The 17,340-nt window shown below is 59.3% G+C and carries 20 protein-coding genes; 5 read left to right on the top strand and 15 right to left on the bottom strand.

From position 1 onward, the window contains the following. Positions 1-54: 54 nt before the first annotated feature. From ACJ8MK_RS13480 to ACJ8MK_RS13440, 9 genes are all read right to left on the bottom strand, one after another. Complete coding sequence (locus tag ACJ8MK_RS13480) at positions 55-876, bottom strand: MrpH family fimbial adhesin (protein WP_223181969.1); 822 nt, start codon at positions 874-876, stop codon at positions 55-57. Between the two features lie 73 nt (positions 877-949). Next, positions 950-1,492, bottom strand: coding sequence for a fimbrial protein (locus ACJ8MK_RS13475; protein WP_371317395.1), 543 nt, complete (start codon positions 1,490-1,492; stop codon positions 950-952). A 14-nt stretch (positions 1,493-1,506) separates the two neighbouring features. Beyond that, positions 1,507-1,998 (bottom strand): fimbrial protein, encoded by a 492-nt coding sequence (locus tag ACJ8MK_RS13470; protein ID WP_050438937.1) that lies wholly within the window; start codon positions 1,996-1,998, stop codon positions 1,507-1,509. A gap of 15 nt (positions 1,999-2,013) precedes the next feature. Continuing rightward, positions 2,014-2,496, bottom strand: a complete 483-nt coding sequence (locus ACJ8MK_RS13465; protein ID WP_039567081.1) for a fimbrial protein — start codon at positions 2,494-2,496, stop codon at positions 2,014-2,016. A gap of 21 nt (positions 2,497-2,517) precedes the next feature. Further along, the gene (locus ACJ8MK_RS13460; protein ID WP_442517815.1) at positions 2,518-3,147 is read right to left on the bottom strand and encodes a fimbrial protein; all 630 of its coding nucleotides are present in this window, start codon (positions 3,145-3,147) and stop codon (positions 2,518-2,520) included. A gap of 48 nt (positions 3,148-3,195) precedes the next feature. Further along, positions 3,196-3,954: a fimbria/pilus periplasmic chaperone gene (locus tag ACJ8MK_RS13455; protein WP_442517814.1), complete on the bottom strand. Its 759-nt coding sequence runs from the start codon at positions 3,952-3,954 to the stop codon at positions 3,196-3,198. Positions 3,955-3,987: 33 nt separating this feature from the next. Continuing rightward, positions 3,988-6,513, bottom strand: coding sequence for an outer membrane usher protein (locus tag ACJ8MK_RS13450; protein WP_440481877.1), 2,526 nt, complete (start codon positions 6,511-6,513; stop codon positions 3,988-3,990). Positions 6,514-6,574: 61 nt separating this feature from the next. Next, a complete protein-coding gene (locus ACJ8MK_RS13445; protein WP_033647884.1) occupies positions 6,575-7,120 on the bottom strand; it encodes a fimbrial protein in 546 nt (181 codons plus the stop codon). A gap of 91 nt (positions 7,121-7,211) precedes the next feature. Next, positions 7,212-7,736: a fimbrial protein gene (locus ACJ8MK_RS13440; protein WP_033653555.1), complete on the bottom strand. Its 525-nt coding sequence runs from the start codon at positions 7,734-7,736 to the stop codon at positions 7,212-7,214. Positions 7,737-8,511: 775 nt separating this feature from the next. Here ACJ8MK_RS13440 and ACJ8MK_RS13435 point away from each other — a divergent pair. After that, complete coding sequence (locus ACJ8MK_RS13435; protein WP_039565339.1) at positions 8,512-8,784, top strand: hypothetical protein; 273 nt, start codon at positions 8,512-8,514, stop codon at positions 8,782-8,784. 62 nt (positions 8,785-8,846) lie between these two features. Here ACJ8MK_RS13435 and ACJ8MK_RS13430 read toward each other — a convergent pair whose 3' ends face one another. From ACJ8MK_RS13430 to ACJ8MK_RS13420, 3 genes are all read right to left on the bottom strand, one after another. Continuing rightward, entirely contained in the window at positions 8,847-10,280 is a 1,434-nt protein-coding gene (locus ACJ8MK_RS13430; protein ID WP_033653553.1) for an EmmdR/YeeO family multidrug/toxin efflux MATE transporter, read from the bottom strand. A 114-nt stretch (positions 10,281-10,394) separates the two neighbouring features. Further along, positions 10,395-10,793 (bottom strand): type II secretion system pilot lipoprotein GspS, encoded by a 399-nt coding sequence (gspS, locus tag ACJ8MK_RS13425; RefSeq protein WP_442517813.1) that lies wholly within the window; start codon positions 10,791-10,793, stop codon positions 10,395-10,397. Positions 10,794-10,869: 76 nt separating this feature from the next. Then, complete coding sequence (locus ACJ8MK_RS13420; protein WP_015378375.1) at positions 10,870-11,070, bottom strand: hypothetical protein; 201 nt, start codon at positions 11,068-11,070, stop codon at positions 10,870-10,872. Between the two features lie 217 nt (positions 11,071-11,287). Between ACJ8MK_RS13420 and ACJ8MK_RS13415 the strand changes: the two genes are divergently transcribed. Further along, positions 11,288-11,722 carry a DoxX family protein gene (locus tag ACJ8MK_RS13415; RefSeq protein ID WP_033635133.1) on the top strand — a complete coding sequence of 145 codons (435 nt, stop codon included), beginning with the start codon at positions 11,288-11,290 and terminating at the stop codon, positions 11,720-11,722. Between the two features lie 47 nt (positions 11,723-11,769). Here the strand turns inward: ACJ8MK_RS13415 and ACJ8MK_RS13410 are convergent, their stop codons facing one another. The 3 genes from ACJ8MK_RS13410 to ACJ8MK_RS13400 form a co-directional block, all read right to left on the bottom strand. After that, on the bottom strand, positions 11,770-12,732 hold the full coding sequence (locus ACJ8MK_RS13410; protein WP_033635134.1) for a hypothetical protein: 963 nt from the start codon (positions 12,730-12,732) through the stop codon (positions 11,770-11,772). A 275-nt stretch (positions 12,733-13,007) separates the two neighbouring features. After that, positions 13,008-13,640, bottom strand: coding sequence for a helix-turn-helix domain-containing protein (locus ACJ8MK_RS13405; protein ID WP_033647887.1), 633 nt, complete (start codon positions 13,638-13,640; stop codon positions 13,008-13,010). Between the two features lie 135 nt (positions 13,641-13,775). Beyond that, positions 13,776-14,582 carry an IclR family transcriptional regulator domain-containing protein gene (locus tag ACJ8MK_RS13400; protein ID WP_033635136.1) on the bottom strand — a complete coding sequence of 269 codons (807 nt, stop codon included), beginning with the start codon at positions 14,580-14,582 and terminating at the stop codon, positions 13,776-13,778. Positions 14,583-14,772: 190 nt separating this feature from the next. On the opposite strand from ACJ8MK_RS13400, the gene ACJ8MK_RS13395 reads away from it, so the two are divergent. The 3 genes from ACJ8MK_RS13395 to pcaF are packed head-to-tail and all read left to right on the top strand — an operon-like array spanning position 14,773 to position 17,339. After that, positions 14,773-15,462: a 3-oxoacid CoA-transferase subunit A gene (locus ACJ8MK_RS13395; RefSeq protein ID WP_033647888.1), complete on the top strand. Its 690-nt coding sequence runs from the start codon at positions 14,773-14,775 to the stop codon at positions 15,460-15,462. 10 nt (positions 15,463-15,472) lie between these two features. Then, a complete protein-coding gene (locus tag ACJ8MK_RS13390; protein WP_033647889.1) occupies positions 15,473-16,126 on the top strand; it encodes a 3-oxoacid CoA-transferase subunit B in 654 nt (217 codons plus the stop codon). 10 nt (positions 16,127-16,136) lie between these two features. Beyond that, on the top strand, positions 16,137-17,339 hold the full coding sequence (gene pcaF / locus ACJ8MK_RS13385) for a 3-oxoadipyl-CoA thiolase (RefSeq protein WP_103829634.1): 1,203 nt from the start codon (positions 16,137-16,139) through the stop codon (positions 17,337-17,339). The last annotated feature ends 1 nt before the right edge of the window (position 17,340 follow it).

Genomic DNA, 17,340 nt, shown 5'->3' with positions numbered 1-17,340 from the left:
ACAAGACCGATGACGGCCTTGCGGCGATACGCGGCCTTAAGCGCGACCAAGCGGCTACGGCAGCGCCAGAATGGCGACCGACTGCCCAGAGTAATCACCGGCTTTGACCGTTCCGGTCACGCCGAGCGTTGAAGTGACCGGCAACGTGATGCCGCTCGTGTCGGCAGTGAACGGATAGCCCTGATTGCCCAACACGCCATTGATGCGCAGCGTGCTGTAGACGCCCGAGTTGTTGCCCAGATCCAAACGGCCGCTGCTGCCGGTGCGGATATACATGACGATATTCATCTTCTGCGAACACACCACCCGCAGACTGCCGCGCGCGGTATTACCCGCCAGTTCAGTGTCCTGCAGCACGCCATGGTTCAAATCAAGCTGCTGCTCATCAATGCCGCACACCCCGACCGGCGGCGGCGCGATGCCGCAGACGCTGCTGGGCATCAGGCGCGCATTGCTCCCCGTTACCGCGGAACCGGAGCGCGTGTTGTAAAACAACCCGACGCACTCCTGAGTGATCGACTCCCCCACGTGCGAAGTGCTCCCCTGTATCGGCAACGGATAGATGCTTTGATAAAAACGGCTGAGTTCGCCCATCGTCGCCAATTGAGTAATTTGCGGATAACGCGTCGAGCCGACAACGTAGGCAGACGGTGACACCGAAGATGTGCCCCCGGTGTTGGTGCTGGTATGCCGGTGGTTAATGCCGATAGCGCAATTTGCCTGCTGATAGCAGGGATTGGGCGACAGGTCGTCCATATCCCAGCTTTCAAGCACGAACTTATAGCTAGCGTTGGAGGGAGAGCCGGTGCTTTGGGTGACGTACGAATAGATTTGTGCCGAGCACAGCCCCGGCGCCAGGCCAAGCAGTAGAGACATCCATCTGAAGTGAGCACGCTGCATCGCGTCAGGTCCTTATTCTGTTTTGCCGAATACCGGGCCGGCCCGGCGTTTATTGATAGTCCAGGTTGAAAGTCGCAATGGCGTTGAACGCGCCGCGACCGATGGTCTTCTTCGCCAGCGCCTCCGGTTCGCCCCGCACATAAGCCTGCACGGCGATCACCGTACTGCCGTTCTGCAACGGGTATTTGCCGCCGGCGCTGTTGAGCGGCAATGGCCGCCCTTGCGCGGTTTCCATGCCGATGGCGATCCCGCTGGCCTCGCTGCTCGCCGCCAGCGCCAACAACCCCGGCAACTGCGGGTTTTCCTCGCCCTTGAAGGTGATCGACACCGTTTTTCCCAGGCTCAGATCGCATTCGGACAGCCGCAGCTCGAACGGTTGGCTCAACGTGCGCTGATTCAGGTACAGGTATTTGTCGACCACGGTGCCGAAATCCAGTTGGATATCTTCGTCGCCCGGCTGAATGACACAGGGCTCCGCCACCAGCGCGCCGTGCATATAGAGATTGTCCGCCGCTCGCACCATGCCGCTCGCGCCCAGTGAAAACAGCAACAGCCCCGCCGTCGCCCAGCGGCGTCTTGGCGTCATTTTCATACGTGTTCCCTCCTTCACTGGTAGTCAGCCTGCAGGGTCGCCGTGGCGTCGAACGCCCCTTCCGTCAAGGTTTCCCCCGCCTTGCCGACCGGCACCGCTTCCAGTACCGGCGGCTTGAGCGGATCGATGGGCAGCGAACTGCCCACTTTGAATGGCGCGGCATTTTGGTAAATGCGAATGCCCAGATAACGGTGGTTGGTTTGCACCGCCGCCTCATCGAAAGACGTCGCCGTGCCGTTCAGGCGCAACATCATGTCCCACTTGCCGATCCCCGGCTCGCAGGTAATGCGATAGCCGATGGTTTGCCGGTAATTCACGCCGTCGACCTTATTGATACCGACGCGATCGCCGAAATCCACATCGATCACGCCATCATCGTTGATGGTGCAGGGCGGCGGCTCGATCAGCGTGCCGCGGAACTGCATATCGACCGTTTTTTCCGCCCAGGCGAAGTGGCACACCACGCCGGCGCACAGCAGCACGCTCGCCGTTAAACGCTGTTTCATGCTCTAGCTCCTGCGTTACTGATAGTCCACTTTCATCGTCGCGCCGGCGGTGAATTCGCCCGCCGTCAGTTTGGCAGTGGCCGATTTCACCGGCACCGCCTCAAGCGTCGGCGTGACGGGATAGGTAAAACTCAACCACTGATTGATTGGCCAGCGGCCTCCCCCGTGAAGCAGCGCGATGCCCAGTCCGTCCTGGCTGGTGCGCAACAATTGACCGTCGAAACCGGCCGCCGCCCCCTGAACCTGCAATTTGAGAGCGTTGCTGCTCTGCCCGTTGCACGTCAGCGTATAGTTCACCGGCCGCCGATAGTTGTTGCCGTCGATCCGGGTGGTCATCACTTCATCGCCGAAATTCACCTCGATAGGCTGCCCACCGTTGATAACGCAGGGAGGGGAAAGCACGGTGACCCGCACGTTCACCAGGGTGTTCGCCTCAGCCGACAGTTGAACCAGCGCCAACAGCCCCGCCAGCCAGAGCGCCGTTCGGCTTCGTTTCATCATCTGCGCCATCTCGCCGCCTCAGTCATAACTCAGCCTAAAATCCACCGCCGCCCGATAAGCGCCGGCCATCAACGGCGCCGCGGTTCGCTCCGGCGCGACGGTGTAGCTCAAGGTATTCTGCCCCGGCGTCAGCATCAGCGGCTCACCGCGGCTGCCCAGGCGAACGTCGCGGCCGCGGCCGTCCAGCAGGCGCAGCCCCAGACCAGACACGCCCTGCGCTTTCACCAACTGTGGATTATCCATATCCGCCGGCGCGCCGAAGCTGACCGTCACCGCCGGTTGGTTCGGCGCCCAGGTCAGCGCGCCGGTGCGCGCATCGCGCTGGCTGGTCGAGGCACGCAGACAATCCTGCAAGCGCAGCTCGAACGCCACCGGCAGCCCGCGATCGCCGTCCTGCCGCAAGCGTGCGGTGCCGGTTTCCCCCAGCCAAATATCCTGCCGCGCGCTGGTCATCTCCAACCGACAGGCACTCTCCGTCAGCGCGCCGCGCACCTGCAACACGCCGTTGGCGCCTTCCACCTGCCAGTTGTCGGCCGCGACGGCTTTCGGCAATAGCAGCGGCAACATCAGCGCCAGGCCGCCCATCGCGGCGTAATAGCGCCATTCGCAGCGCTGCGGCAGGCTGTCCTTTTTCAGTTTTCGTTTCATCCTTTGCACCTGAGTCACTCTCCCGTCGATAACGGCCTGAACAGAGGGTTATGAAGCCGGTTTCTTTTCCGGCACCACTTTGCAACTGCCGCCGCTGCAGTTGAAACTGAGCTGCGGCCGGCCGCCGTAGTCGTTGATATAGGTCAGCACCGGGCTGCCGCCCAGGGCCGCCGCGCTCACGGTCAGCCGCGCATTGCTCTTGGGCGCGATCATGAAGGGCTCGAAACCCTGCGCGCCTTCGCCGTGCTTTTTGCTCCCGGCATCGACAATGGTGATGTAATAAGGGGTCGGGTTATTGACCTGATAGCCGTCGCCCTGCCGCGTCAGTGTCAGTTGCTCTTGCCACGGCGTCGCCATGTCGGCGCGGCTCGGCACGATCGCCGTCGGCCGGTAAAACAGCTTGATGCGCGTTTGCAGCGCGATCTGCAGCGTGTTCGGTTTGTCGCTCTTCGGCGGGATCTCGCGCAAATTGAAGTAGTACAGGCTCTCGCGATCCTGCGGCAGCTGTTTGGCCGCCGGCAGCGCCTGAATCTTTATCTGGCTCGGTTTGCCCGGCTCGATGCGCTGCACCGGCGGCAGCACCACCAGCGGGCTCTGAATCTTGTTGCCCTGCTCGTCCTCCAGCCAACCCTGCGCCAGATACGGCAGCTGTTTGTTCTGGTTGCTGAGGTTCAGGCTGACCGAGCTCTGGCCGCCGTCAAAGATCACCCGGGTGCGATCGAGCGCGATCGCCGCCGATGCCTGCTGCGACATCGCTGTGCTCAACAGGGCGATCGCCGCCGCGGTCTTCAGGGAAATGTTCTGCATGTTGTCGATTACTCCAGATTCAGAATGATGAATTTATTCAGCCGGGGCGAGCGGCCGGCAAGGCAGCAACAATGTACGCATCAGCATGTCGGCCGGCAGCGAAGACGGCAGCTGTATTTGGCACTGTGCGGCGCCATTCCAGTGGACCGTCATGGTTTCACCGGCGTTGATGCCGCTCAGGTAGACGCTGCCGCCGTCGTTGACGATGCCGGTTTCCTGTTTGCGGGCGTTCAACACCGTAGCGCCGAACGGCGGCGTACTGCCGTCCGCCAGTTTGACGATCGCCATTGCCTTCTCACCGGCGATCACATCGAACTTGCGGTAGCCAATCGCCCCTTCCGTCAGGGTGGCCTGCACCACCGATCGGGTGGCCTCGGCGTTGTCTCCCAGCTTGTTCAGATCGATGCTGGCCTTGTTGCGGTAATAGCTGTTGACGTCCGCCACCACCGCCTTGCCGAAGCGGTTGGTGCTCACGGTGCTGCCGTAGCCGCGCACCGGTACCCCGGCTACGCCGTTGGTGTCCAGCAACAGGCGCGTACCGCCCATAACGGTAGAGCGATGCAGCGCGCCGCCTTCCTGCGTAACGGTCATCCCTCCCTGCGCGGACAGGCCAACGGCGCTGTAGCGCCCGGCCTGATAGCTGGCGTTGGCGCTCAGACGCGCCACGTCGCCCTCGTGGTTGTAGTAGCCGTTCAAATTGGCGCCGCTCCGCGCGCTGCCGGCGCTCACCTGATAGTTGTTGTGTTCGTCGACGCGGTTGTAGTACCCCACGCGATGAGTGTTGTCGTTGCGATTCACCGTGGTGTTGTAGCTGAGAGTGGCACCATTGCCCCACGGCATTGACAGCGACAGATACATGCCGTCGTCGTTGGTCTCGTTGTAACGGTTGCGATAAGCCGACAACGACAGGCTCAGGTTTTTGAAGTCGGCGATGTCGAAATAGCGCGACGCCGTCAGGCTGTAACGGTCATTGGCCGGACGATCCCAATAAGTCTGATGGTTGTAGTTGAGGTAGGTGCTCAACCCCCAGTCGCGGAACTGCTTGTTAAAGGTGATGGTGTACATCTCCTTGTTGTTGCCGACCCGATTACCGTAATAACGCGCGTCGAGGTATTCGCTCATGCTCATGTAGTCTTCTTCCGAGAAACGGTAGCCGGCGAAGGTGACCTGGCTGTCCAACTCATCGAAGGTTTTCGAATAGCTCACCCGGTAAGAACCGCCGCTCAGCGTTTTTTCCTGCTGCGGCAGGCGCGCCCGCGATTGGGTAGCGTCGAACGACAGCGCGCCGAACATCATCAGATCGCGCCCCACGCCCAGCGAAAGGGCGTTATAATCGCCGCCCGCCAACGCGCCGCCATACAACGACCAGCCGTTGCTGATGCCCCATGAGAATTCGCCGGTGCCAAACAGCGGCCCGCGAGCGTGGTGTTGCCAGTCGGACGGCTTGCCCGCCGCCAGTTTGAAACGCCACGAGCCCGGGCGGGTCAGATACGGAATGCTGGCGGTGTTCATCTTGAACGCCTGTACGCTGCCGTCCTGTTCTTCCACCCGCACATCCAACTCGCCGGAGATGGCGTCATTGATGTCCTGAATACGGAACGGCCCCGCCGCCACCTGGGTTTCATAAATGACCCGCCCCTGCTGACTGATGGTCACCTTGGCGTTGGTTTTGGCCACGCCGACCACCTCTGGCGCATAGCCGCGCAGGTTGGGCGGCAGCATATTGTCGTCGGAGATCAGACTCGCGCCTGAAAAACGGAAGCTCTCGAAAATGCCCGAATCCAAATAGTCTTCACCCAGCGTCAGGCGCGAACGCAGCGCGGGGATGGCGCGGTAGGCGTAATAGCGGCTCCACTCCAACTTCTTATCGGTAGGCTGCCCGACACCGGTTTGATGGTTAAGCTGCCCCTGCCAGTCGGCGCGCAGACGCCAGGCGCCGAGGTTGGCGCCGGCGGTACCGTTGCCGCTGACGCTATACTCGCGAGTGCCCTCCTTTTGCTGATGCCGGCTTTGAGCATTGAGGTTATAGTCGAACAACAACCCCGGAATGCCCTCATCCCAGCGCGACGGCGGATCCCAGTCTTCCGAGCTGTACTCCATATAAGCCTGCGGCACGCTCAGATAGAGCGCAGCCGTCGCAAGATCGCCGCGCGACGCCATGCCTTTCAGGCTGGATTCGTCCAGACACTCACCCTGATGCCACCAGCTGAGCGATCGCATCATCTCTTGCTTCAGCCCCAATTGTTCGACCAACGCTTTGGTGATGCAGGCCCGGCTGCCGTCCGGATCGCTGTCCGGCGGATAAAACGATATTTTTTGCTCCGGCAGTTCGTTTTTATTGATATGAACCACCATGCTGTAACTCCCCGGCATAATGTAGCCGCTGCGGGAAAATTGGCTTAGGTCGATATTTTTCCGATCGTTAACATCCAGAATATCGGTATTAAATTGAATACCGTCTTCAGCGTAAACACGCGTTGATGAACTTCCCAGTGCCAGCGTGATACATAACCCCAAAACCTGAAATCGAAATAGCTTCCCAGCAGGTGATAACATCATATCCCTAACCTTTATCGTATATTTCCGTCGTTGCGGCCCACCGTAAGCCGTAATAAAAACTTCAGTAATAATCCAGCTTGAAGCGCACCGCAGAAAAATAGCTTCCGGCATGCAGCGGTTGCTTATTGGCAACCAGCTTGATGGAATAGTTGAGCGACATGCTTCCTGGTGAAATATCGCCACGCGGCAAAGGCACGCCGGGCGCCGCGATATTCCCTTGGCCATCGGATATTTGCAGCGCCACACCCTTCGCGTCTCCGCGCACGCCGAATAACTCGCCATCGGCATCGCCGTCAAAAACAACCTGGAATTGCTTCCAGTTCGGCAAATTGGGCTTTGGCCGTTCAAACGTGCAGTTGATTAATTCGATGGTGAATGGGCGCGTATTGCCCTGTCCATCGCGCGCAATATTTCCCAGCGGCAACACATCCATATCGATAGTCTGATCGCGACTGCCGGCGGCAATGGCGCAAGCGGTATCGATAATGGCTCCTTGCATATTCACTCGCCCCCATCCCTGAACCTTGGGAGCAGCCTGAGTGGCCGGAATAACTAGCATGGTCATCAATATGCAAGGAGACACTAAATGGTAAATAAACCGGTTCATTGAATACCCCTGACAAATACCCTTCATCCTGGGAAAATGCATGCGGGATATCCCGCATGCATAAAAGACGTCACGCCAATGGCGATGAGACTTATTGGTAAGCCAGTTTGAAATCGGCTACGGCGGTGAAATCACCTGGAACCACGGTGGCGGAAGCGCCGTCACCCTGCAGGTAAGCGGCGAAGCGCAGCGTGTTGTTGCCGTCGTTCAACGTCTGAGGAGCCGTTGCGGTGCCCAGTTTGATCGGATTGCTCGCCATGTCGGTAATGGCGATGCTGGCGCCGCTGGCGGTACCGATGATGCCCAGCAGATCAGGGTTCGCGGCGGAAGCCTTGCCGTCAAAAGTGGTGGTGACGGTTTTCAGCGTGGAGGTGTCGCACTGTTCCAGTTTAATATCGAACTGACGCGGCGCTGATTTGCCGCCATTTTTCAGCGCGACATTGGAAATCTGCCCCATTTCCACAGTTTGATCGGCCGATTCAGGCGCAATGGAGCAAGGAGCATCAATAATAGAACCGGTAAAAGTCACTTTGCCATGACCCTGATCGGCGGCATTCGCCAGAGAAGACACGCCAAACGCCAGAACAGTTGCCAGCATGATTTTGTTCAGTTTCATAATTCACTTATTCCTTTAATATTGTGTAAAAAGCGCAGGATTGCTCCCGTTCCTTTAACAGCCATTTATACATTCCAGAATGAATAACGGTATTACTCTTCGCCAAAAAGAAAGACGTCGCAATTGTGAAATCGCGACTGTCAATTCATTACCACCCAATTAGGGTTATAAACGAATAGCTAAACAGGCAAAAGAAAAACACGCTTAAATAAAGATCGTCTAAAGACTTACCCTTCAGAGATATTTAAAATAAGCTTCGTCTTACCCGCTCATTTTGGCCTGGTTATTCTTACAAAAACACTCACACCTTGGAAAGCCATTTTAATCAAAACCAATAAATACAAAATATAAGCCCAAAAACCACGAGACGAATATATTTTTGCGAGACAACAGATCGTAAAAGCAATAACACCAGTCAATTGTATCGAAAAACATATTTTCCACGACATTAACGATCGCCATTTTGCTATTTGCGTTATAATGCGCCGAGAAAGAGAAGGAAGACTTAACGATCCGAACAGGTGAAAACCAGGCTCGGAAGTACACCATGGAGCAAAACAATGAAATACAGCCAATACACACAGCCGGCCGGGCCCCCGGCAACGGCATTCTCCATCCTGCCCCTTGCGCGCCGCCGGGTTATAGCGGCGAAAATATCAGGTTCAGACGGCCGTCCGGGAATAGCTCAGGAGCGTCTTGTCGGCAACCGGCACTATTCTCTGACCCATCTTTTACCGCTATATCAAAACTCACCTGAAGTTTAAGGGAGGCTTACATGGCAAAACGCATCTCAAAACAACAAGAATTGCAGAACCTGCAGCAACATTTACTCACGACGCTACACAACCTGTGCCCTTCAGCCATGGAAACGCCGCCGCCGCCCCCCGGCGAATGGCCCACCACGCGCCAATTGGCCGAGTCCAACGACTTGACGATTTATCAGGCGCGCAATTTGCTGCTGAGCCTGGCGGGCAAGGGAAAAGTGCTGGTCACCCAAGGCCCTGTCAATAACTCACTGCGCTGGTATCCTTCGACTCACCACTCCTGACGACGCCATTTTCTTGTCGGCGGCCGTTCAATCGGCGCCGGCAGTTCCCCGATAATACACGGTTAACCTTTCCTCTCTCGCCTCATCCGCGGATATTTCCACAGCCAGCGCCCGCTGACCATGCGCCAATAGAACAAGGCGCCGCGCACTGCCCAATCGAGGAACATCCCCAACCAGACGCCCACCACGCCCATGCCCAGTTCAATGCCCAGCGCGTAGCCCGCCACCACGCGGCAGCCCCACATGCCCAGCATCGTCACCCACATGGCAAAGCGGGCATCGCGCGCGCCTTTCAGCCCTGCAGGCAACACCCAGGAAGCGGCCCAGATCGGCATAAAGGCGGCGTTGAGCCAAATCAGGGTTTTCACCACCGATTTCACGTCATCCTGCGAGGTATAAAACGCGGCGAATACCCCGGCCAGCGGCGCCGTGCCCCAGGCGATGGCGGTTAGCCCAAGGGTAGACAGCCAGAAAATATGACGCAGCTGCCGCTCCGCCTGGCCGATCTCGCCTTTGCCGAGCCGCCGGCCGACGATGATGGTCGAGGCCGATCCCAACGCGTTGCCCGGCAAGTTGATCAACGAAGCGATGGAGAAGGCGATGAAGTTACCGGCAATCACGTTGGTGCCCATGCCGGCGACGAACATCTGCGTCAACAGCTTGCCGCCGTTGAACAACACCGATTCAACGCTGGCGGGAATGCCGATCCCCAGCACTTCCCACAGGATGCTCATCTTCAGCGGCGTGAAATAGCTTTTCAGCGTGATGTGCAGCGCCGGGTTAAAACCGATCGCCAGCACATAGAGAATGGCGATGGCGCCGATATAGCGGGAAATCGTCAGCCCCAGCCCGGCGCCGACGAAGCCCAGCCCGTGCCAACCCAGCATGCCGTAAATCAGGATGCTGCTGATGATGATATTGAGGATATTCATGCCGCCATTGATCAGCAGCGGGATCTTGGTGTTGCCCGCGCCGCGCAGGGCGCCGCTGCCGATCAGCGCAATCGCCGCCGCCGGGTAGCTCCACACCGTGGTCTGCAGGTAAGAGAGCGCCAGCGCTTTCACTTCCGGCGAGGCCGCGCCGGCGATCACATCGATGATCGGTTCGCCCGCCAGATGAATGCCCGCCGCCAACAGCAGCGCCACGCCGGTCATCAAGACCAACGACTGACGCGCCGCCGCCCGCGCGCGCCTGCGATCCCGCTTGCCGAGGCTGAAGGCCACCACCACGGTGGTGCCGAGATCCACCGCGGCAAAAAAGGCGATGATCACCATGTTGAAGCTGTCCGCCAGCCCCACCCCGGCCATCGCCTCTTTGCCGAGCCAGCTCACCAGAAAGGTGCTCAGCACCCCCATCAGCAGCACGCAGGCGTTCTCCAGGAAGATCGGCACCGCCAGCGGCGTGATCTCGCGCCAGAACAGCACGCGGTAGCTTTTCCGTTTGGCGTACCAGGGCGTATTTTCCACGCGCTGACGCAGGGCGGCATACAGGTTCAAGGTGGGCTCGGTGGATAAAAGTGAAACATCATTTCAAATGATGATCGATAAATCGTTATCCTGCAAAGAATTTTTGGGCGCCCGTGACGAGCACCCGACAGGCTTGCCGCAACGCTACTCCATGTAGTCTTCCTGATCGGCCTGCGCCGCCGCGATAAAGCGCGCGGTGCTGCGGCTGAGCGTGGCGCATTTATCCGTCAGCAGCTGATTATCCTGTTGCAGAGCCAGATAGCGCGCCTGGGTGAGCGCCGGCAGCTGCCGATACCCTGCCGCATGCGTGTCCCAGCTGCGGTGCTGCGCCGTACGCATCGCGGTGCGCTGCAATTTCACATCGTCCGGCACTTCGCTGCGCCCGCACGCCACGCGCAGGAAATGCCCGCCGGCCAGCATCAGAGCGATGTGATCCAACTGCGCCTGCAGCGGCGGCGCCGGTTTATGCGCCGTCTGCTGACAACCCGCAAGCAGCAGCAACGCCACCGCGCCGCAAAGAGAAGTGCGAAACAGAGTAGACATGGGCGCTCCCGGAAACCTGTGGGTGATGCAATGATCTTAGGTGAGCGGATGCCGGGCGGCAAGGCGGGCTACACGCTTAGCGCCGGCCGCTGCTGACCTTGGTGGCGCGGGCGGGGTTGCCGGCGACGAACTCCAGCGTGGGGGAATAGTAAAACGGCAGCCAGGCGTTATAGCCGCTCTCCCACTCCCATTTGACCGGGCAGGGCCACAGCATGTCTTCATGCAGGATGTAATAGATCCACCGCCCGGGCGGACGGCGCGGTTTGCGCGTTTTCATAGCGGGTTCGACGGCCTGATGGAATGCGATAGGGTGAACTGCTGCATTTTACCGCGATTTGGGTCGCGGGGACAGCCTGCGTTGCCGTGCGCAATGCCCGCCGAACCTCGCCCGCTGATTCGGCGTAAAGCCCGCCGTTTTACTGATCCAGAACATCTTTCGCATTCACCTTGCTGATATATTGATTGAAAATCATTCCTATTCAGGAGGAAAGGTCATGGTTAAGTCACTGAATGCGGCATTCACGCGCCTTTTTGATCGCCCGGACGCCGGCAAGTTGGCGCTCAGACTGACCTTCGGCGGGCTGATGCTGTTTCACGGCGTGGCGAAAATTCAGCATGGCGTCGGCTGGATCGCCGATGCGTTACAACAACAGGGGCTGCCTGCCTTCATCGCCTATGGCGTGTATGTTGGGGAGATCCTGGCGCCGATACTGATCGTTTTGGGGCTGTTCACCCGCCCCGCCGCGCTGGTTTACGCCCTCACGCTGGTGGTGGCGTTTCTGATGGTGGGCACCGGCAAGGTGTTTACCGTCACCGACGTCGGCGCCTGGGGCATTGAAAACGAACTGGTGTTCTTTATGGGTGGGGTCGTCATCCTGCTGCTGGGCAGCGGGAAATATGCTATCGCGCGCAATGAAGCCTATCGGTAAGCGGCACTGTAAAGGAGGTTCCTGATTCGAACCTCCTTTTTGCATGCCTAAGGTTTGGCAAGCAGCGTGTTCGCCATGAAAGACAGTAAGGCGGTCGATTGAGGGTAGGCTGCACGGTTCTCGGTAACCTCGCGATCAAACCGCCAGTTCATGATGTAAACCACAGGCGCATTGGGATATTGGTTAATAAAATCCCAATACAGTTGAATTTGCGCGTGCAGTTGCTGGTCGTTCATTCCTAACGATGCCGTGGAAGGCGGTACCAACACCCACTTTTGTCCGGCTGCGCTTATCGGCGCCAGGCGGTTGTAGGTACTCCACATATCCGCCACCGACCAGTTGTAGTTATCCACCCCAACCCAATCGGGCGTGCTTTTTACGTTGGCCGGACACGCGGTCGCAGGCGCGCCCTGCTGTATTTCACGGATCCATTCGGCGTTGTTGGCATGCCGGTAGGACAAGATGGTGTAGATGGGGATCGCGACGCCATACTGCTGCATGGCCTGCCGCAGGGTGCAAACATAGCTTGAATATTGGTAAGCGTCGTATTTCCCCGCGGTCTGTAACGCGGGAACGTCGAACGGCTCATCGATAAAATAAATGGCGCCGGGCTTATGTTTGGCTTCGGCGATCTTTTTCACCGCCGTCCAAATGGCGTTCCAGGAACCCGCGGCCTGACAACTGCCGTTCGAGTCTGCGCCAGGGCAGATATCGATAAACGGCGATCCCGAGACCGCACCCGAACCAGCCTGAATGTTCACGGCGCAGGTGCCACCGGCGCAAACGGGCAGATTGAGGCTTGCCAACGTGTGCACCACGTTCAGATTGGTCATACTGAAGCCGGTGCCGGTAATCGCCTTAAGCGCCTCTGTGGCGCTGAAAGACGGCGTGGCAGTTTCATAAAAGTCCAGCCAGTCATAGCCGTAATACTTGATATTGGCGTTGGGGCCAGCCGCCAGAGCGTTGGCGCCGATCAGGCACCAGCACAGCAGTGCAAAACGTTTCAGCATACTCTTCTCCTTCAAACCCTCGTCGATGTTAGCCAAAGGTGGGCGGCAAACGGCGCCGACCACCGGAAACACCATCGTGACACCGGCTATCGACGATGGCCCGCCGTCTGTGTTGTGCCGCTGCAGAACGAACGCTGAGTCAGGTTTGAGGAATACGTCGCGTCGGTTTTCTTGCCGAACGGCGAGGAGATGCGGGTAAAAAAAGGATCGTAGAAGAGCCAGGCGGAGACCGGCGGGAATCAAGCCTCATAATATAAACCGCCGGCTATCGGCCATTAACTCTCGGCCAGGCGGTACACCGGGACCTTGCGCGTCGTGCCGGTCAGGGTGTCGAAGATCTCGGTTTCCGCCGTCACGATCGCCATGCCGGTTTTTCTTAGCCTGCGCACCTCGGCGGCAATGCGCTGGATGCCGAACCAGAACAATCCATCCAGCGCCGTTACCGGCAGCCCCTGCTCCAGCGCCAGCTTAAGCCGCTCACGCGGCGCTTTGAGCGCCTTGGCGATTTCCCGGTAAGGCAGCGCGTCCACGCCCGACGCCGAGGTTCGATGAATACGGGTCGACAGGCTGTACTGAAAGGCCTCCGGCACGCCGCTCAAATCGCTTTTCAGGCTGTAGACACAGCCGAAACGCTTGCCGTTGAACACCACATTTTTTTGACTTATCGACAGCTCATCGCGCAGGCCGGCGATCAGCTGCGGCGCCCGCACCAGCAATAAGCGAAACGGCAATTCGAAACTGGTCACATAATCCACGTTGAGCAGCGCAATGCGCAGACGCTCTTCCGCCCCGGCCTGCGTCTCGCGGCACTCGTTCAGCACCTCACGCCACTGGTGCGCAAGCCGCGGGGCCTCATCCAGCGGCGCGAAATGGTATTTCTCGATGTGATAGTCGATTTTCTCGTTCATGTCCGTTGGCCCCCGCGTCAGTCATCTTTGCCAACAGCAAATTACCTTACCCACGGGCAACAGTACAACACCGCATGACTCACCTGGCGCGGTAAAAAACCGGCGTTAACTCCGGCAGGTACCCAAAGTTCAAGATTAGTCGTGCAACAGCAGCGATATCTCTTCCGCGGCCGAGCGCAATAAAGGCAAGTGGTGCTGATACAAACGCTCTGCGGAAACCTGGCTGGCATGCACACCGACGTTCAACGCCGCGGCGATACGGCCGTCCGGCGTGGTGAGCGGCACCGCCAGTGAACGCAGACCAATCTCCAGTTCCTGATCGTTGATGGCATATCCCTGCTGACGCACGCGCGCCAGCTCTTCCCGCAATGCGCTAACGCTCACCAGAGTATGGCTGGTGTAACGCAGTTGCGTCAGCCGCGCCAAATAGTCATTCAACGGCTCATTGGCGAGCCCGCTCAGCAGAACCCGCCCCATCGACGTCGTGCTGGCAGGTAAGCGACTGCCGACGTGCAAATCAATGGTCATGATCCGCGAAGTCGATGCGCGGGCGATATAAAGAATGTCATCACCATCCAATATGGCCATGGAACAGGACTCATTGAGCGTCTGGCTGAGTTGCCTCAACACCGGTTGCGCGGCGTTGGCCAACGGCGAAGCCGCCAGCCAGTTATGGCCCAGCGACAAGACGCGCGGGCGCAGCTCATAATTCTTGCCGTCTTCCGCGTACACAAAGCCCAGCTTACTCAGGGTGTAAAGGCAGCGGCGCACCGCCGCGCGCGGAATGCCGGTACGCTGGCTAATCTGCGATACCGACATCAGCCGCCGCTGCGGCGTAAAAGCCTGCAGGACTTCCAATCCTCGCGCCAAAGAGGCCATAAAGTCGGGATCCCCCTTCCAGGGATCGGTGCTGCTGCGCGTAATTTCCTGTCCTTTTTCCATTCTCGTTACCCCGCTGTCTGCCTGAAATTTCGGTGTGCCGACGATCACAGCCTGCGAACCTTTGTTAAACAATAGCCGATAATCGCACACTTTTTCGATAATCGGTATTGTTTGCCTGAAAGGGACGATCTACTTTTCCCATTGACGATAGACACTCCCCCCGGCGGGCATCGAACAAAAGGAACAACAGATGATCGATAAAAGTGTGGCCACCCTGGAAGATGCCGTGTCCATCATTCCGGACGGCGCGAGCATCATGATTGGCGGCTTTGGCCCCGCGGGACAGCCGCTGGAACTGATCGATGCGCTGATTGAACGCGGTGCTCGCGAGCTGACGGTAATCAGCAATAACGCCGGCAACGGCGACAGCGGCCTCGCGGCGCTGCTCAAGACCGGCTGTGTGCGAAAGATGATTTGCTCCTTCCCGCGCCAGGCCGATTCGTGGGTCTTCGACGATCTTTATCGCCGCGGCGCGATCGAACTGGAACTGGTGCCGCAGGGCAACCTGGCGGCCCGCATGCAGGCCGCCGGCAGCGGGTTGGGCGGCATTTTCACCCCAACCGCCTTTGGCACGCCGCTGGCGCAAGGCAAAGAAACGCGTGAAATCGACGGGCGTCATTACGTGTTTGAAACGCCCTTAAAGGCGGATTTCGCCTTGATAAAGGCCCATCGGGGTGACCGCTGGGGCAATCTGGTTTACCGCAAAGCGGCGCGTAATTTTGGCCCGGTGATGGCGATGGCCGCCGCCACGACGATAGCGCAGGTGGCTGAATTGGTGCCGTTGGGCGCACTGGATCCGGAAAACGTGATAACGCCGGGCATCTTCGTCCAGCGCCTGGTGGCGGTGGCGCGCCCCGCGACCTTTTCCCTCTCTGCCTGAGGAGTAGAACATGCAAAAATTAACCCGCGACCAATTAGCCCAACGGGTGGCGCGCGATATTCCGGAAGGCGCCTACGTCAACCTCGGAATAGGGCTGCCGACCCGCATCGCTAACTACCTGCCCGCCGACAAAGAAGTGATTCTGCACAGCGAAAACGGCCTGCTCGGCATGGGGCCGTCACCCGCGCCGGGCGAAGAAGATCCGGAACTCATCAACGCCGGCAAAGAGCTGGTGACCTTGCTGCCCGGCGGCAGTTATTTCCATCACGCCGACTCTTTTACCATGATGCGCGGCGGCCATCTCGATATCTGCGTGATGGGGGCGTATCAGGTCTCGGCTGCCGGCGATCTGGCCAACTGGAGCACCGGCGCCGAAGACGCGATCCCGGCAGTGGGCGGCGCCATGGATCTGGCCATCGGCGCGCGCAAAGTCTATGTGATGATGGACTACCTGACCAAGACCGGCGAATGCAAGCTGGTGGAACAGTGCAGCTACCCGTTGACCGGGTTGGCCTGCGTCAGCCGCATCTATTCGGATATGGCAATCATTGATATCACCCCGGACGGCCCGCAGGTGCTGGAGCTGTGTCCGGGGCTCACCTTTGACGCGCTGCAAGCGTTAACCCCTATACGTTTACTGCAATCTGACCTGATCCCCGCTTGAGGAAATCGCCATGCAACAGGCTTTAATCTGCGATGCCGTTCGTACGCCCTTTGGCCGTTACGGCGGCGCATTATCCGCGCTGCGCGCCGACGATTTGGCCGCTCTGCCCCTGAAGGCGCTGCTTGCCAGACTGCCGCAGCTGGATCCCCAGGCCATTGATGACGTTATTCTGGGGTGCGCCAACCAGGCCGGTGAAGACAACCGCAACGTGGCGCGAATGGCGCTGCTGCTGGCCGGATTGCCGCACTCCGTGCCAGGCACCACCCTCAATCGCCTGTGCGGTTCGGGATTGGACGCGGTAGGGATGGCGGCGCGCGCCATTAAATGCGGCGAAGCGGAGGTCATCATCGCGGGCGGCGTGGAAAGCATGTCGCGCGCACCCTTTGTCACCGGCAAAGCGGACAGCGCCTTCAGCCGATCGCTGAAAATGGAAGATACGACGATGGGATGGCGCTTTATCAATCCGCAAATGCGCGCTCAGTTCGGTGTCGAAACCATGCCTGAAACCGCCGAAAATGTGGCTCGCGAATTCGCCGTCAGCCGCGCCGATCAAGACGCCTTTGCATTGCGCAGCCAACAACGCACCGCCCGCGCTCAGGAGCTGGGCCTGTTTGATGAGGAACTGATCGCCGTCAGCATTCCGCAACGTAAAGGCGAACCGCTCAGCATGGTTCGCGACGAACATCCCCGCAGCACCTCTTTGGCCGCGCTGTCCGCACTGAAGGGCGTCGTACACGCCGAGGGGAGCGTCACCGCCGGCAACGCCTCGGGCATCAACGACGGGGCCAGCGCCCTGCTCATTGCCAGCGAACGCGCGGCGGTGCAGTATGGACTCGCCCCGCTGGCGCGGGTGGTCGCCATGTCCGCCTGCGGCGTAGAGCCGCGCATCATGGGTTACGGGCCGGTTCCCGCGGTCCGCAAGGTACTGGCGCAAACCGGTTTGAGCCTGGCGCAAATGGACGTCATCGAGTTGAATGAGGCCTTTGCCGCCCAGGCGCTGGCCGTGATGCGCGCCCTGGGGTTACCGGATGATGCGGAACAGGTCAACCCTAACGGCGGCGCCATCGCGCTGGGCCATCCTCTGGGCGCATCCGGCGGCAGGCTGGCCATGACCGCCGCTTATCAGCTGCGTCGCACCGGCGGGCGCTTTGCCCTGTGCACCATGTGCGTAGGTGTTGGGCAGGGCGTCGCCTTGATTCTGGAACGGATATAAC

The sequence above is a fragment of the Serratia sp. CY38905 genome, from assembly GCF_052168875.1.
GTDB classification, from domain to species: domain Bacteria; phylum Pseudomonadota; class Gammaproteobacteria; order Enterobacterales; family Enterobacteriaceae; genus Serratia; species Serratia sarumanii.
This window is presented reverse-complemented; position numbering and strand designations above follow the sequence as displayed.